Annotated in this window: 14 protein-coding genes and 1 pseudogene; 13 read left to right on the top strand and 2 right to left on the bottom strand. The window is 68.7% G+C overall.

Annotated elements, in window-relative coordinates; translation table 11 throughout:
* The 11 genes and pseudogenes from ACI2KI_RS16310 to pnp all read left to right on the top strand — a co-directional run.
* Nucleotides 1-220, top strand: a pseudogene (locus ACI2KI_RS16310) (chemotaxis protein); the annotation flags it as partial.
* A gap of 139 nt (nt 221-359) precedes the next feature.
* Nucleotides 360-956, top strand: a complete 597-nt coding sequence (gene rimP, locus ACI2KI_RS16305) for a ribosome maturation factor RimP (protein WP_312066188.1) — start codon at nt 360-362, stop codon at nt 954-956.
* Nucleotides 956-2680, top strand: a complete 1725-nt coding sequence (gene nusA, locus ACI2KI_RS16300; protein WP_312066187.1) for a transcription termination factor NusA — start codon at nt 956-958, stop codon at nt 2678-2680. Before rimP ends, nusA begins: the two co-directional genes overlap by 1 nt.
* A gap of 18 nt (nt 2681-2698) precedes the next feature.
* The gene (locus ACI2KI_RS16295; protein WP_404621746.1) at nt 2699-3403 is read left to right on the top strand and encodes an RNA-binding protein; all 705 of its coding nucleotides are present in this window, start codon (nt 2699-2701) and stop codon (nt 3401-3403) included.
* A 79-nt stretch (nt 3404-3482) separates the two neighbouring features.
* Nucleotides 3483-6500: a translation initiation factor IF-2 gene (infB, locus tag ACI2KI_RS16290; RefSeq protein ID WP_404621744.1), complete on the top strand. Its 3018-nt coding sequence runs from the start codon at nt 3483-3485 to the stop codon at nt 6498-6500.
* Between the two features lie 145 nt (nt 6501-6645).
* Complete coding sequence (locus ACI2KI_RS16285) at nt 6646-7170, top strand: hypothetical protein (RefSeq protein ID WP_404621742.1); 525 nt, start codon at nt 6646-6648, stop codon at nt 7168-7170.
* A gap of 7 nt (nt 7171-7177) precedes the next feature.
* The gene (locus ACI2KI_RS16280) at nt 7178-7888 is read left to right on the top strand and encodes a DUF2459 domain-containing protein (protein ID WP_404621740.1); all 711 of its coding nucleotides are present in this window, start codon (nt 7178-7180) and stop codon (nt 7886-7888) included.
* 62 nt (nt 7889-7950) lie between these two features.
* A complete protein-coding gene (rbfA, locus tag ACI2KI_RS16275) occupies nt 7951-8403 on the top strand; it encodes a 30S ribosome-binding factor RbfA (protein WP_292084618.1) in 453 nt (150 codons plus the stop codon).
* 3 nt (nt 8404-8406) lie between these two features.
* Nucleotides 8407-9339, top strand: a complete 933-nt coding sequence (gene truB / locus ACI2KI_RS16270; protein ID WP_404621738.1) for a tRNA pseudouridine(55) synthase TruB — start codon at nt 8407-8409, stop codon at nt 9337-9339.
* Between the two features lie 47 nt (nt 9340-9386).
* Nucleotides 9387-9656 (top strand): 30S ribosomal protein S15, encoded by a 270-nt coding sequence (rpsO, locus tag ACI2KI_RS16265; protein ID WP_296177957.1) that lies wholly within the window; start codon nt 9387-9389, stop codon nt 9654-9656.
* 298 nt (nt 9657-9954) lie between these two features.
* A complete protein-coding gene (pnp, locus tag ACI2KI_RS16260) occupies nt 9955-12183 on the top strand; it encodes a polyribonucleotide nucleotidyltransferase (RefSeq protein WP_404621736.1) in 2229 nt (742 codons plus the stop codon).
* 150 nt (nt 12184-12333) lie between these two features.
* On the opposite strand, the gene ACI2KI_RS16255 is transcribed toward pnp, so the two are convergent.
* The gene (locus ACI2KI_RS16255; RefSeq protein WP_404621734.1) at nt 12334-12777 is read right to left on the bottom strand and encodes a hypothetical protein; all 444 of its coding nucleotides are present in this window, start codon (nt 12775-12777) and stop codon (nt 12334-12336) included.
* 68 nt (nt 12778-12845) lie between these two features.
* The gene (gene rph / locus ACI2KI_RS16250; RefSeq protein ID WP_404621732.1) at nt 12846-13562 is read right to left on the bottom strand and encodes a ribonuclease PH; all 717 of its coding nucleotides are present in this window, start codon (nt 13560-13562) and stop codon (nt 12846-12848) included.
* Between the two features lie 50 nt (nt 13563-13612).
* On the opposite strand from rph, the gene hrcA reads away from it, so the two are divergent.
* Together hrcA and grpE are read left to right on the top strand one after the other, a co-directional pair.
* Entirely contained in the window at nt 13613-14701 is a 1089-nt protein-coding gene (gene hrcA, locus ACI2KI_RS16245; protein WP_404621758.1) for a heat-inducible transcriptional repressor HrcA, read from the top strand.
* A 41-nt stretch (nt 14702-14742) separates the two neighbouring features.
* Nucleotides 14743-15339: a nucleotide exchange factor GrpE gene (gene grpE, locus ACI2KI_RS16240; protein ID WP_404621756.1), complete on the top strand. Its 597-nt coding sequence runs from the start codon at nt 14743-14745 to the stop codon at nt 15337-15339.
* Nucleotides 15340-15353 lie beyond the last annotated feature (14 nt).

The following is a 15353-nucleotide window of genomic DNA, read 5'->3' as shown; positions in this document are numbered from 1 at the left end:
GCAGTCGACCGCCGCCAGCCACTCGCTGTCGCAGGAGGCCGACGTCCTGGCCGCCTCGGTGTCGCGCTTCCGAACCGGTCAGGCCGCCGCGCCTGTCGCCGCGAAGAAGCCGGCCCCGGTCCGCGCTCCGCAGCCGGTGGCCCAGACGGTGGCCGCCCTGCGCAGCGGCGCCCGCAAGCCGTCTCTGGTGGTGGTCTCAGACGGCTGGGAGGAGTTCTGAACCTTTGCGACGACGGCGGGGGCTGACACGGCCGCCGCTTTCGCCTATATGACCGCTCACATCGTTAGACCGGCGTCCAACGGCGTCGTTTCAAGCGGCGGCCCGGACGGACCGCCGCTTTTGTATTTGGACCTGACCCTTGCGCGCCAAGACCGCTGAAGACCGCGCCCTGCTGGAGATGATCGACCCCGTGGCCGAGAGCCTGGGGCTGGCCGTCGTGCGCGTGCGCCTGATGGGCGGCACCCTGCGTCGCCGTCTGCAGATCATGGCCGAGCGCGTGATCGACAATGACATCTCGGTCGAGGAATGCGCCCGCCTGTCGCGCGCCGTGTCGGAAGTGTTCGACGCCGCCGATCCGATCTCGGGCGAGTACCTGCTGGAGGTCTCGTCGCCCGGCATCGACCGCCCGCTGACCCGCCTGATCGATTTCGACCTGTTCGAAGGCTATGAGGCCCGCCTGGAAACCGACCGCATGGTCGAGGGGCGCAAGCGCTTCAAGGGAATCCTGGCCGGGACCGAGGGCGACAACGTCGCCATCGATCTGGATGGCGAGGAGGACACGGCCCTGATCCCCTTCGAATGGATTGCGGACGCCAAGCTGGTGCTGACCGACGAACTGCTGAAGCGGGGCGCGGCCCTGCGCGCGGCGCGCGGCGAACCCGAAGACGACGGCCTGCCGGAAGGTGCGGCTGAAGACGAACAAACCACCCCGACCTCGACCAAGGACAAAGCCTGATGGCCGTCACCGGTATTTCCGCCAACCGTCTCGAACTGCTCTCGATCGCCGACGCCGTCGCGCGTGAGAAGAACATCGACAAGGAAATCGTCATCGAGGCGATCGAGGAGGCGATCCAGAAGGGCGCCAAGTCGCGTTACGGCGCCCACCACGACATCCGCGCCAAGATCGACCACAAGACCGGCGAACTGTCGCTGACCCGCCACGTCACCATCGTGCCCGACGACTGGCAGCCGGAAGACGAGCTGGAAGAGTTCAACGACAGCGCCATGGTGCGCCTGCGCGACGCCTCCAAGCGCGACCCGGAAGCCGAGGTCGGCAAGGAATACGTCGAGGTCCTGCCGCCGTTCGAGTTCGGCCGCGTCCAGACCCAGATGGCTCGCCAGGTCGTGACCGGCAAGGTCCGCGAGGCCGAGCGCGCCAACCAGTACGAAGAGTTCAAGGATCGCGTCGGCGAGATCGTCAACGGCACGGTCAAGCGCGTCGAATACGGCAACACCATCGTCGATCTGGGCCGTGGCGAAGGCATCATGCGTCGCGACCAGTCGATCCCGCGCGAGGTGTTCAACGTCGGCGACCGCGTCCGCACCTACATCTACGACGTCCGTCCCGAGGCCAAGGGGCCGCAGGTCATGCTGTCGCGCGCCCACCCCGGCTTCATGGCCAAGCTGTTCGCCCAGGAAGTGCCGGAAGTCTATGACGGCGTGATCGAGATCCGCGCCGCCGCCCGCGACGCCGGTTCGCGCGCCAAGATGGCCGTCCTGTCCAACGACTCTTCGATCGACCCCGTCGGCGCCTGTGTCGGCATGCGCGGCTCGCGCGTTCAGGCGGTCGTCGCCGAACTGCAGGGCGAGAAGATCGACATCATCCAGTGGAACGACGACGAGCCCACCTTCATCGTCAACGCCCTGGCCCCGGCCGAAGTGGCCAAGGTGGTCATGGATGAAGAGGCTGACCGCGTCGAAGTGGTGGTGCCGGACGAGCAACTGTCGCTGGCCATCGGCCGTCGCGGTCAGAACGTGCGCCTGGCTTCACAGCTGACCGGCTGGCAGATCGACATCATCACCGAGTCGCAGGACAGCGAGCGTCGTCAGAAGGAGTTCGCGGAGCGGACCGCCCTGTTCCAGGAGGCCCTGGACGTTGACGAGACCATCGCCCAGCTGCTGGTCACTGAAGGCTTCGCCACCATCGAAGACCTGGCCTTCGTGGAGTCCTACGAAGTCGCGGAGATCGAAGGCTTCGACGAGGAGACCGCCGAGGAGCTGCAGACCCGCGCCCGCGAATTCCTGGACCGCAAGGCCGCCGAGCTGGACGCCAAGCGCGTCGCCCTCGGCGTCGAGGATGCCGTGCTGGACGTGCCGGGCGTGACCGGCGCCATCGCCGTCGCCCTGGGTGAAGGCGGGGTGAAGACGGTCGAGGACCTGGCCGACCTGGCCACCGACGAAATCCGCGGCGGTTATGAAGTCCGCAACGGCGAGCGCGTGAAGGTCGCCGGCGTGCTGGAGAGCTTCAACCTGTCGCAACAGGACGCCGAGCTGCTGATCCTGCAGGCCCGCGTGGCCGCCGGCTGGATCGACGCCTCGGAGCTGCCGCAGGTCGAAGAGCCCGAGTATGAGGAAGAAATTTTCGCCGAGGCCGGCGAAGAGGGCGCCGAATACGAGGTTGAGGCCGTTGATGCTGATGCGGAGGTCTTCGCTGAAGACCTCGAGCCGTCGCAAGACTGATGGGAGCCGCAGCCGTCCATGACCCCGAACGAGGCGCTGATCGATAGAGACCGTCAGGACCTGGTGACCCGCCAGGTTCTGGATGAATCTCGCCTGATCCGCTTCGTGCCGGCGCCGGACGGCTCGGTCGCGCCCGACCTGGCGCGCAAGCTGCCGGGCCGGGGTCTCTGGGTCGAAGCCTCGCGGGCTTCGGTCGAGGCGGCGGTGAAGAAGAACCTGTTCGCGCGGTCGGCCAAGGCGCCGCTGAAACCCGCGCCGGACCTGGCCGATCTGGTCGAAAAGCTGCTGGTCCGGCGCTGTCTGGACCAACTGGGTCTTGCCCGGCGCGAAGGCGTGCTTATCTCTGGCTTCGAAAAAAGCGCCGCCGCCATTCGCGGCGGGCGAGCGGCTTGGGTCATCGAGGCGGCGGACGGTTCCGCTGACGGTCGAGGCAAGCTTCTGGCCCTGGCGAAACATCCGTCCCCGGCGCCCAAAATCTGCGGCGCATTCAGCGCGGACGATTTGAGTTTGGCCCTTGGGCTGGAAAATGCGATACACGCCGTCCTGCTGCAAGGCGGGCGAGCCGATCGTTGGACCCTTGAGGTCGAGCGGCTGGCGGGATTTCGGCCTCTGCGTCCAGAGAGCTGGCGCCGGGACGGTCCCGGCGACGGCGCCGAGGACGACCGGGGCGAGACCCTGGAACGAGAGCCTGAGGCTTTTGGCGGGCGAGGACCTGTTTCCTGATCAGGAAGCGGGACCACGCCCGGCTATGGGTGTTTGACGAGACGATGGCGGAATTCTCCGCCCCGAGTAAAGCGACCGGATGAGCGACGAAAACGACAAGACCGAAGACGGTAAGACCCCTGCCAACGCGCCTTCTCAAACGGGGCCGCGCGCTCCGCTGAGCCTGAAGCCGCGGACGGCCGGATCGGTCTCGACCGGCACCGTGAAGCAGAGCTTCAGCCATGGACGGTCCAAGACCGTGGTCGTCGAGACGAAGCGCCGCGCCGGCGCCGCGCCCGGACATCAGCGTCCGCAGGGCTTTGACGTGTCGCGTCCGCGCGCCGAGCAGGGTGCGCCGCAATCGCCGCGCGCCAATGCGCCGCGTCCGGCCGGCGGAGGCCTGTCGGTCGAGGAGCAGGAAGCGCGTCGCCGCGCCATCGCCCTGGCCACCCAGGCCCAGGCCGAGCGTGAACGCGCCGCCGTGGCTGAAAAGGCCGCCCGCGAAGCCGCCCAGCGCGACCAGGCCGCCGCCGCCGAGAAGGCCGCTGAAGCCGCTCGCGCCGAAGCCGCCGCCGCCAAGGCCGCGGCTGACGCCGCCCGCGCAGAAGCCGCCAAGCTGACGGCCGCCGCGCCGCCGGCCGCCCCGGCCAAGCCCAAGATCGAACTGCCCAAGCCGATCGTGCCGGCGCCGACGCCCGCGCCGGCTCCGGCTCCGGCTCCGGCCGCGCCCGCCGCTCCGGCTCGTCCCGCCGCGCCCGCGCGTCCGGTGGTCAACTTCGGCCAGCGCGCGCCCAAGATCCCGACCGGCCGCGCGCCGATCGAGCGTCCCGCCTTCGGCGGCCGCTCGGCCCGCGAGCAGGCCATGGGCGACGGCGATCGCCCGCAGTCCGATCGTCCGCAGGCCTCGGACCGTCCGCAAGGCGGCCGCCCGCAAGGCGATCGTCCGCAGGGCGCCCGTCCGGCCGCCAGCCAGACCGTCCGCTATTCAGCCCTTAACCCGAAACCGGCGCCCGGCGCCGCCCGACCCGGCGCGGCCCGCACCGGCCCCGGCGGCCGCCCGACCCCGAACCAGCCGCCGGCGACGCCCGATGTGGCCCGTCCCAGCCGCGCGCCCGGCGCCGGCTTCGGCCGTCCGGTCCGTCCCGAGGACGACCGCGACAAGCGCTTCTCGGACGCCGGCAAGGCCGTCAGCCGCACGCGCGGCGAACCCAAGCGCCGCGAAGGCCGCCTGACCATCCAGTCGGTCGCCGGCGACGGCGACACCGCCGAGCGCATGCGCTCGCTGGCCTCGGTCCGCCGGGCCCGCGAACGCGAGAAGGAAAAGCGCAAGGGCGGATCGACCGATGCGCCGAACCGGCCGCGTGAAGTCGTCATTCCTGACGTCATCACCGTGCAGGAGCTGTCTAACCGGATGGCCGTTCGCGGCGTGGACATCATCAAGTTCCTGATGCGTCAGGGCATGATGATGAAGATCAACGACGTGATCGACTCCGACACCGCCGAACTGGTGGCCGAAGAGTTCGGCATGGCCGTCAAGCGCGTGTCGGAATCCGACGTCGAGGAAGGCTTCATCGCCGAGGCCGACGACGAAGGCGCCACCACCCTGCGCGCCCCGGTCGTGGCCATCATGGGCCACGTCGACCACGGCAAGACCTCGCTGCTGGACGCCCTGCGCACGACCGACGTGGCCGGCGGCGAAGCCGGCGGCATCACCCAGCACATCGGCGCCTATCAGGTGCGCCTGGAAGACGGCCAGCGGGTCACCTTCCTGGACACCCCGGGCCACGCCGCCTTCTCGGCGATGCGGGCGCGCGGCGCCAACGTCACCGACATCGTGGTCCTGGTCGTGGCCGCCGACGACGGCGTCATGCCGCAGACGATCGAGGCCATCCGTCACGCCAAGGCCGCCAACGCGCCCCTGATCGTCGCGGTCAACAAGATCGACAAGCCGGACGCCAACTCGCAGAAGGTGGTCAACGAGCTTCTGCAGCACGAAGTCATCGCCGAGAGCCTGGGCGGCGACACCCAGATCATCGAGGTGTCGGCCAAGAACCGCATCAACCTCGACGGCCTGATCAACGCCATCCTGCTGCAGGCCGAGGTCATGGACCTGCGCGCCAACCCGGACCGTTCGGCCGAAGGCGTGGTCATCGAGGCCAAGCTGGACAAGGGCCGCGGCCCGGTCGCCACCGTCCTGGTCAAGCGCGGCACGCTGAAGCGCGGCGACATCGTCGTGGCCGGCTCCGCCTGGGGCAAGGCGCGCGCCCTGCTGGATGAACGCAACGCCCAACTGACCGAAGCCGGTCCTTCCGTCCCGGTCGAGATCCTCGGCCTGTCGGAAGCGCCCTCGCCGGGCGACGTCTTCGCCGTGGTGGAGAGCGAGGCCCGCGCTCGTGAGCTGACGGAATACCGTGAGCGCGTGAAGCGTGAGAAGAGCCAGGTCTCGGGCGGCAGCCTGTCGCTGGCCGACATGATGGCCAAGCTCGGATCGAAGAAGATCAATGAGCTGCCGGTCGTCATCAAGTCCGACGTCCAGGGCTCGGGCGAAGCCATCTCGGCCTCGCTGGAGAAGATGGGCAACGACGAGGTGCGTGCACGCGTCGTCTATTCGGGCGCCGGCGGCATCACCGAGAGCGACGTCAACCTGGCCAAGTCGGCCGGGGCGCCGATCCTCGGCTTCAACGTCCGTGCGTCCAAGCAGGCGCGCGAACTGGCCGACCGCGAAGGCGTCGAGATCCGCTACTACTCGATCATCTACGACCTGCTGGACGACATGAAGGGCGTGCTCTCGGGCATGCTGGCGCCGCTCCAGCGCGAGACCTTCCTCGGCAACGCCAAGGTGCTGCAGGTCTTCGACATCACCAAGGTCGGCAAGATCGCCGGCTGCCGGGTGTCGGAAGGCGTGGTCCGCAAGGGCGCCCGCGTCCGCATCATCCGCGACGACGTGGTGGTGCTGGAACTGGGCGTGCTCAACACGCTCAAGCGCTTCAAGGACGAGGTCAACGAGGTGCCCTCGGGCCAGGAGTGCGGCATGCAGTTCCAGGGCTTCCAGGACATCAAGGAAGGCGACTACATCGAGTGCTTCACCGTCGAAGAGGTCAAGCGCACCCTGGACTAGGGTTCGCCGGACTGACGAAGGCCTCAGGGGCGCGGTTTCGAAAGGGACCGCGCCCCTTGTCTTTTCGGGGCGAGGGTTCACGGCGGCGGCCGATGCCGTTACGGTCCGCCGGTCGCCGGGGGGCGTGTCCATCGACGGGGTCGCCATGCGTCGCCACATCCTGATTTCGCTTCTTCTGACCGCCTCTGCGGCGGCGGGACCGGCCATGGCCGACACCCGCTTCCTGGCCTTCGACGCACGCGACCGCACGACCCAGGCCCTGACGCGCGGCGTGACCCTGGAGGTCGAGCGCGGCCTGTTCGGCGCCGTGGCGGTGCGCAACCTCTTCTCCAGCACCTCGCGCGGTTCGGCCCGTTTCACGCCTGGCGGGCCCGACGCCGTGCGCCGCGCCCTGCCGGCGGGGGCGAGCGAGAGCGGAGTCTACGCCATCGTTCAGGAGGGCGACGGGCGGGGTCTGTCGCGCGCCCTCTGCCCCGGCTCCGACGAGAGCTGGGTCGTGGTGGGCCGGGTCAGGGCGGGGCGTCCCATGACCATGCACGCCGTCGGCCGCTGGAGCGACGGCCAGTACCGCCACTGCGTTCAGCTGAACTACGACTATCGCGGCGAATGGGCGACGCAGCAGGGCGCCAGCCCGGCGCGGGACGCCCCCGTGGCCTACGGTCCGGGCTGAGGCCCGGATGGGGGCGCTCGGGCGGTTTCTGATCGCGGCCCTGATCGGCCTGCTCGCCGCCCTGTGGACCCTGACCCGATCCGGCGATCCGGCTCTTTTCCCTGCGGCGCCGGGCGAGCCGGGCGTGACCGTCTATCTGCTCGACAACGGCTTCCACACCGACCTGGCCGTGCCGCGCGCGGCCCTGCTGGAAGGGGGAGGGGCGCTGGCCGAGGCGACGGCGGGGCTGGCCCCCGGCGACTGGGTGCTGGTCGGCTGGGGCGACGCGACCTTCTATGTGGATCAGAGGCCGATCCCGGGGCGACTGGCCGACGGGGCGCGGGCCTTCTTCCGGCCCGGCAATGCCTCGGCCGTTATGCTGGAACCGGAGGCGAGCGATCCGACGCGCCGCTTCCGGCCTGAAGACCGGCAGGAGTTGCGGCTTTCCAGCGCGGGCATGGCGGCGCTGCGGGCGCGGGTCCAGGCTTCGCTGGCGACCGACGCGGCCGGGCGTCCGATCCTGGCGGCGGCGCGGCCCGGCGACGACGCCCGTTTCTTTGAAAGCCGCGAGATCTTCTGGATCGGTCACCTGTGCAATCACTGGACGGCGGAGCTGCTGTCGGCGGCGGGACTGCCGGTCCGGCCCTTCCGTGCCGTGACCTCGGGCGAGGTGATGCGGACGGCGGCCCGCGCCGAGCAGGACGCCGCCAAGCTGGACTTGGAGCCCGTCCGCGACTAGACCGCGCCCTTCGCTTTTTCAGCCGGCGTCCGATCCCCGGCGAGCGACCCAGGAGGCGCGCCATGAGCCGCAAGCAACATACCCGCAACGCCACCGGACCTCAGGGACCGTCGCAGCGCCAGCTGCGCGCCGGCGAACTGATCCGTCACGCCCTTGTCGACGTGCTGCGCGAACAGGAAATTCACGACGAGGCCCTGCTGGGCGTGTCGATCACCGTGACCGAGGTGCGGCTGTCGCCGGACCTGAAGCACGCCACCTGCTTCGTCGAGCCTCTGGGCGCGGGTGTCGAGGCGGCCGTGACCGCAGGCCACGAGAGCGAGATCATCAAGGCGCTGAACGCCCACGCCAAATTCCTGCGCGGCCAGCTGGGCCGACACATCGACATGAAGTTCACCCCGGATCTGCGCTTCCGCCACGACGAAAGCTTCGATGCGGCCAGCCACATCGACCGTCTGTTCGACGACCCGCGCGTGCGCGCCGACGTGGCGCGCGCCGAAGACCAGGACGAAGACTAACCCATGGCGCGTCGCAAGAAGGGCGAGATCGTCAACGGCTGGGTCTGCCTGGACAAGCCCTATGAGATGGGCTCGACCGAGGCGGTGACCAAGATCCGTCGCCTGTTCGACGCCCAGAAGGCGGGCCACGCCGGGACCCTGGACCCGCTGGCCTCGGGCATTCTGCCCATCGCCCTGGGTGAGGCGACCAAGACCGTGCCCTTCATGATGGACGCCGAGAAGGTCTATCGCTTCACCATCCACTGGGGCATTTCCACCGACAGCATCGACCGCGAGGGCGAGATCATCGCCCGCTCGGACGTGCGGCCCTCGGTCGAGGCGGTGAAGGCGGCCCTGCCGGCCTTCGTCGGCGAGATCGATCAGGTTCCGCCCCAGTTCTCGGCCATCCGCGTCAACGGCGAGCGCGCCTATGACCTGGCGCGCGACGGCGCCGAGTTCGAACTGGAAGCCCGCAAGGTCATGATCCATGAGGCGGCGGTGACCGACGCCCCGGACGCCGACCACGTCGAGATCACGATGCGGACGGGCAAGGGCGTCTATGTCCGCTCCCTGGCGCGCGACCTGGCGGCGATGCTGGGCGCCGAAGGGCATGTTTCGGCCCTGCGGCGCGAGCGGGTGGGGCCGTTCTCGACCGAGAACGCCGTCACTCTGGATTTTCTCGTCGATCTGGCGCATAAGGGCGCCGCCTTGGAAGGCCTGCTGCCCGTTTCGACCGCTCTGGACGACATCCCGGATCTGGCCGTCACGGAACAGGACGCCTTCTCGCTGAGGCAGGGACGGCCGATCGTTCTGCTCCCCCGTCAGGTTGAAACCTTGAAGAGCCAGCTTTCCGCCGGTTCGCGCACGGTGTCGGCCTTCGTGGGAGAGACCCTGGTCGCGCTCTGCACCCTGCGGGCCGGACGGCTAGAACCCGACCGTGTTTTCAATCTCCCCTAGCGCTCGTCTTCGGGCGGCGCGACAGGGCTCCAACATGGAGACTCTCGATGTCGATTACGGCTCAACGCAAGGGCGAAGTCATCGCTGACAACGCTCGTTCGGCTGCAGACACCGGCTCGGCCGAGGTCCAGGTCGCGATCCTCTCGGAACGCATCGCCAACCTGACCGAGCACTTCAAGACCCACAAGAAAGACAACCACTCGCGTCGCGGCCTTCTGAAGATGGTCTCGCAGCGTCGTCGTCTTCTGGACCACCTGACCAAGGTCGATCGCGAGCGTTACACCGCTCTGATCACCAAGCTGGGCCTGCGTCGCTAAGGCGGCCGACCGGCAGCGGATAGATTTCTCGAGGCGCGGGCGGACACGTCCGCGCCTCGTTCCGCACCTAAGAGCCCTTTGTCGAAGCGGACGTGGTTCGCCTCGAGAAACGCTCGACCAGTGAGCTTCCTGCGCGCCGCAGGTCTTTAACGGCGCAGACGCGAGGGCCAGGACGGTCCTTGCTCCATCCGCCCGGACGCGATGGCGCGACCGGGTTTTCGGGGACCGAGGGACTGAACAGCCCGAGGCTCCACACACCCCCGCCGGGAATACGCCCGCGGGAGACGAAAGAAGAAAAATGTTCGATATCAAACGCAAGACGATCGAGTGGGCCGGCCGCCCGCTGACGCTGGAAACCGGCCGCATCGCCCGTCAGGCTGACGGCGCCGTTCTGGCGACCTACGGCGAGACCGTGGTCCTGGCCACCGTCGTCTATGGCCGCCAGCCCAAGCCGGGCCTGGATTTCTTCCCGCTGACCGTCAACTACCAGGAAAAGACCTTCGCCGCCGGCAAGATCCCGGGCGGCTACTTCAAGCGTGAAGGCCGTCCGAGCGAGAAAGAGACCCTGGTCTCGCGCCTGATCGACCGTCCGATCCGCCCCCTGTTCGTCAAGGGCTTCAAGAACGAGACCCAGGTCGTCATCACCGTGCTGCAGCACGACATGGAGAACGACCCGGACGTCCTGGGCATGGTCGCCGCCTCGGCCGCCCTGACCATCTCGGGCGTGCCCTTCATGGGTCCGATCGGCGCCGCGCGCGTCGGCCTGATCGACGGCGAGCTGGTGCTGAACCCGGCCATCGACCAGATGGGCGAAAGCGCCCTGGACCTGGTCGTCGCCGGCACGCAAGACGCCCTGATGATGGTTGAATCCGAAGCCAAGGAGCTGTCGGAAGAGAAGATGCTCGAGGCTCTGATGTTCGCGCACGCGGGCATGCAGCCGGTCATCGACGCCATCATCGACCTGGCCGAACACGCCGCCAAGGAGCCGTTCGACTTCCAGGCCGAGGACCACTCGGACGTCGTCGCCTCGATCAAGAAGCTGGTCGGCGAAGACATCAAGGCCGCCTACGCCCACCCGGGCAAGTATGAGCGCCGTTCGGGCGTCGATGCGGCCAAGAAGACCGCCGCCGCCGCCCTGGTGAAGACCGACGAGAACCCCGAGGGCGTCGACAGCTCCAAGTTCTCGGCCGCCTTCAATGAATGCGAAGCCGACGTCCTGCGTCGCGACATCATCGAGAACGCCCACCGCGTCGACGGCCGCGCCCTGGACAAGGTCCGCGCCATCGTTTCGGAAGTCGGCGTCCTGCCGCGCACCCACGGTTCGTCGCTGTTCACGCGCGGCGAAACCCAGGCCCTGGTCGTCGCCACCCTCGGCACCGGCGAGGACGAGCAGTACATCGACAGCCTGCAGGGCACGTACAAGGAAAGCTTCCTGCTGCACTACAACTTCCCCCCCTATTCGGTGGGTGAAGCCGGCCGCATGGGTTCGCCCGGTCGTCGCGAAATCGGTCACGGCAAGCTGGCCTGGCGCGCGATCCGTCCGATGCTGCCGACCAAGGAAGACTTCCCCTACACCATCCGTCTGGTCTCGGAGATCACCGAGTCCAACGGCTCGTCCTCGATGGCCACGGTCTGCGGATCGTCCCTGGCCCTGATGGACGCCGGCGTGCCGCTGGTTCGTCCGGTCTCGGGCATCGCCATGGGTCTGATCCTGGAGCCGTCGGGCGAGTTCGCCATCCTGTCGGACATCCTGGGTGACGAAGATCACCTGGGCGACATGGACTTCAAGGTCGCGGGCACGTCGGAAGGCATCACCAGCCTTCAGATGGACATCAAGGTCGCCGGCATCACCAAGGAGATCATGGAGCAGGCCCTGACCCAGGCTTCGGCCGGTCGTCTGCACATCCTCGACGAAATGTCGAAGGCCATGGACGCTCCGCGCGCCGAACTGGGCGAGCACGCGCCGAAGATCGAAACCATCAAGATCCCGGTCGACAAGATCCGTGAAGTGATCGGTTCGGGCGGCAAGGTGATCCGCGAGATCGTCGAGAAGACGGGCGCCAAGATCGACATCGGCGATGACGGCACCATCAAGGTCGCCGCCAACGACCAGGAGAAGATCGACGCCGCCAAGAACTGGATCAACTCCATCGCCGCTGAGCCGGAAATGGGCGCGATCTACACCGGCAAGGTGGTCAAGGTCGTCGACTTCGGCGCCTTCGTGAACTTCTTCGGTGCCAAGGACGGTCTGGTCCACGTGTCCCAGATCGCTCTGGAACGCGTCGCCAACCCGGCCGACGTCCTGTCGGAAGGCCAGGAGGTCAAGGTCAAGTTCCTGGGCTTCGACGATCGCGGCAAGACCAAGCTGTCGATGAAGGTCGTCGACCAGACCACCGGCGAAGACATCACCGACAAGATCAACGCCGAGCGCGCTGAACGCGGTGAAGCCCCGCTGTCGGAAGACACCGGCGGCCGTCCCAAGGGCGACCGCAACGGCGGCGATCGCGGCCGTCGCCGTCGCGACTAGGCTTCACGATTTGAGATGAAGAGGGCCCCGCTGGAAACGGCGGGGCCTTTTTTCTTTTTGGGGCGCTATCGCCCGCGACGCGGTCGCGGGCTGTTTGAGCGCTGTTTCTCCCTCCCCATGAAGGGGAGGGAGAGGCGGCGGCGTTTGGGATCAGGCCCCGCATTCCTTCGGCTTGGTCTCATCCGGGCCGTACATGGCGCAGGACCGGTCGATCTCGCCCTGGATCATGTCGCAGGGGTTGGCGCTGTTGCAGGGCGGGCGGGTGGCGGGGCTGACGGCGATGCAGCGCTCGACCAGACGTTTGGAGCGGGCCTCGCCGATCTCGGCCAGGCAGGAGCCGGGCTCGCCGACGGGCGTGACGGCGGGCGCCTCCGGCTCGGCTTCCGGCTTGGGCTCGACCTTGGCTTCGGTCTTGGGTTTGGGCGGCGCGACTGGCGCGTCCTTGAGCGGCACGGCGTCGATCGGTTCCTGCGACAGCGGCGTGTTGACGCCCGCGGGCGGCGGAGTCTCGGCGGGTGAGGTCTGCGGCTGGCCGCATCCGGTCAGCAGGGCGGCCGTCAGGGCCAGAAGCGAGGCGGCGAGGGCGGGGCGCATGAGGCAGTCTCCGTTCGCAGAAGACCGCACCATGCCTTGATCAGCCCTCGCGGCCTAGTCCTCGATAATCAGCGGCCGAGGGCGGCCCGTTGCAGGGCGAACAGTTCGGCGCAGCCGATGCCGGCCAGTTCGAACAGGCGGTCGAACTCGGGGCGGCTGAAGCCGCGCTTCTCGCCCGTGGCCTGGATCTCGACGATGCCGCCGGCGCCGGTCAGGACGAAGTTGCTGTCGGCCTCGGCGGTGGAGTCTTCCTCATAGTCGAGGTCCAGAACCGGCAGGTCGTTGAAGATGCCGCAGGACACGGCCGCGACCTGGTCGATGATCGGGTCAGCCTTCAGCACGCCCTCGTCCTTGAGGTAGTTGAGGGCGGTGGCCATGGCCACCCAGGCGCCGGTGATCGAGGCGGTGCGGGTGCCGCCGTCGGCCTGGATGACGTCGCAGTCGATCAGGACCTGACGCTCGCCGAGGGCTTTCAGGTCGACCACGGCGCGCAGCGAGCGGCCGATCAGGCGCTGGATTTCCTGCGTGCGGCCCGACTGCTTGCCGGCGGCGGCTTCACGACGACCGCGCGTGTGGGTGGCGCGGGGCAGCATGCCGTACTCGGCCGTGACCCAGCCCTGGCCGGTGTTGCGCATCCAGCCCGGCACCTTCTCCTCGACCGAGGCTGTGCAAAGGACCTTGGTGTGGCCGAAGGTGACCAGGCACGAGCCCTCGGCGTAGCGGTTGACGCCGGTCTCCAGCGTGACGGCGCGGAGTTGTTCGGGGGTGCGTTCAGACGGGCGCATGGGATTTCCTTGGAACCTGAGTGGGGCGTGCTTATCCTGAAAGCGTGAGCCTGTATGCCCCCCATCCGTCGCCGTTCGGAAGCGCCCCCGCTGGCCTGGGGACGCTGGACGCCCGCGCGCGCGACATCTTCCGCCGCATCGTCGAGACCTATCTGGAGACGGGCGAGCCGGTCGGGTCGCGCACCATTTCGCGGGGCGGCTTGGCCCTGTCGCCGGCCTCGATCCGCAACACCATGCAGGATCTGACGCTCGCCGGACTGCTGGCCTCGCCCCACACCTCGGCGGGCCGGGTGCCGACCCATGCGGGCCTGCGCCTCTTCGTCGACGGCCTGCTGGAGGTCGGCGACATCGGCCAGGAAGAACGCCGCGAGATCGACGCGCGGCTGGCGGGGAAGGGGCGCAACTTCGAAGAGGCGCTGGACGCCGCCAGCAACCTTCTGTCCGGCCTGGCCGGCGGGGCGGGCATCGTCGCCAGCCCGGTGCGCGACGCGGGCGTCAAGCACGTCGAGTTCGTGGCCCTGGGCCATGATCAGGCCCTGGCCGTTCTGGTCGGGGACGACGGAACGGTCGAGAACCGGCTGATGCCCCTGTCGGCGGGGGTGACGCCCTCGACGCTGAGCGAGGCCTCCAACTTCCTCAACGCCCGGCTGAAGGGCCGCCCCCTGGCCGAGGCGCGCACCGAGATGAGCGCCGAACTGGACGCCGCCCGGCGCGAGCTGGACGCCGCCGCCGCCCGCCTGGTCGAGGACGGTCTGGCCGCCTGGTCCGGCGGGGGCGAACGCGACCGGGCCCTGATCGTGCGCGGCCGCGCCAACCTGCTGCAGGACGCGGAAGCCCTCGAGGATCTGGAGCGGGTGCGCGTCCTGTTCGACGATCTGGAGCAGAAGGAACAGCTGATCGGCCTGCTGGACGGGGTCGGGGCGGCCCAGGGGGTGCGCATCTTCATCGGCGCCGAAACACGCTTGTTTTCGCTTTCGGGTTCCGCCGTGATCGCGGCGCCCTATATGACGGGTCGGCAGCGGATGCTGGGCGCCATCGGCGTCATCGGCCCTGCAAGACTGAACTATGCCCGTGTCATCCCGTTGGTGGACTATACCGCCCGGGTGCTGGGCCGGATTCTGGACGGACAAGAGACGTGAACGACATCAACGACGAGACCCGGGACCAACTCGAGCAGGACATGGGAGAGGCCGCCATCGACGCCGCACAGGAAGCCGCCGAAGACGGCGACATGGCCGTGGTCGACGCCCTGATCGCCGAGCGCGACCAGTGGAAGGACCGCGCCCTGCGCGCCGTGGCCGATGCCGAAAACACCAAGCGCCGCGCCGAGAGCCAGGCCAACGACGCCCGCGCCTACGCCATCCAGCGTTTCGCCAAGGACCTGCTGAGCGTGGCCGACACCCTGGAACGCGGCCTGCTGTCGGCGCCCAAGGTGCTGGAAGGCGCCGAGACCGACAGCGCCGCCGCCGCCATGGTCACGGGCCTGGAGCTTACTCAGAAATCCCTGCTGTCGGCCTTTGAATCCAACGGTCTGACCCGCGTCGCGCCCGAGCCGGGCGAGGCCTTCGACCCCCATCTGCATCAGGCCGTGATGGAGCAGCCCTCGGACAGCGTGCCGGGCGGCACGGTGATCCAGACCCTGCAGCCCGGCTACGCCCTGTTCGGCCGCACCGTGCGCGCCGCCATGGTGGCGGTCGCCGCCAAGGGTTCGGGTTCAGCGGGCGGCGGCTATTCGGAAGCCAATACGACCGGCGGGAATTTCGACGCCAAGGCGTGAGTTTCGGCTGATTG

The sequence above is a fragment of the Brevundimonas sp. NPDC046655 genome (assembly GCF_044901625.1).
Taxonomy (GTDB): domain Bacteria; phylum Pseudomonadota; class Alphaproteobacteria; order Caulobacterales; family Caulobacteraceae; genus Brevundimonas.
This window is presented reverse-complemented; position numbering and strand designations above follow the sequence as displayed.

Excerpts from the sequence above, each read along its gene's own strand:
- nusA (WP_312066187.1), top strand. The coding sequence starts at position 956 with ATGGCCGTCACCGGTATTTCCGCCAACCGTCTCGAACTGCTCTCGATC.
- ACI2KI_RS16295 (WP_404621746.1), top strand. The coding sequence starts at position 2,699 with ATGACCCCGAACGAGGCGCTGATCGATAGAGACCGTCAGGACCTGGTG.
- infB (WP_404621744.1), top strand. The coding sequence starts at position 3,483 with ATGAGCGACGAAAACGACAAGACCGAAGACGGTAAGACCCCTGCCAAC.
- ACI2KI_RS16285 (WP_404621742.1), top strand. The coding sequence starts at position 6,646 with ATGCGTCGCCACATCCTGATTTCGCTTCTTCTGACCGCCTCTGCGGCG.
- ACI2KI_RS16280 (WP_404621740.1), top strand. The coding sequence starts at position 7,178 with ATGGGGGCGCTCGGGCGGTTTCTGATCGCGGCCCTGATCGGCCTGCTC.
- rbfA (WP_292084618.1), top strand. The coding sequence starts at position 7,951 with ATGAGCCGCAAGCAACATACCCGCAACGCCACCGGACCTCAGGGACCG.
- truB (WP_404621738.1), top strand. The coding sequence starts at position 8,407 with ATGGCGCGTCGCAAGAAGGGCGAGATCGTCAACGGCTGGGTCTGCCTG.
- rpsO (WP_296177957.1), top strand. The coding sequence starts at position 9,387 with ATGTCGATTACGGCTCAACGCAAGGGCGAAGTCATCGCTGACAACGCT.
- pnp (WP_404621736.1), top strand. The coding sequence starts at position 9,955 with ATGTTCGATATCAAACGCAAGACGATCGAGTGGGCCGGCCGCCCGCTG.
- ACI2KI_RS16255 (WP_404621734.1), bottom strand. The coding sequence starts at position 12,777 with ATGCGCCCCGCCCTCGCCGCCTCGCTTCTGGCCCTGACGGCCGCCCTG.
- rph (WP_404621732.1), bottom strand. The coding sequence starts at position 13,562 with ATGCGCCCGTCTGAACGCACCCCCGAACAACTCCGCGCCGTCACGCTG.
- grpE (WP_404621756.1), top strand. The coding sequence starts at position 14,743 with ATGGGAGAGGCCGCCATCGACGCCGCACAGGAAGCCGCCGAAGACGGC.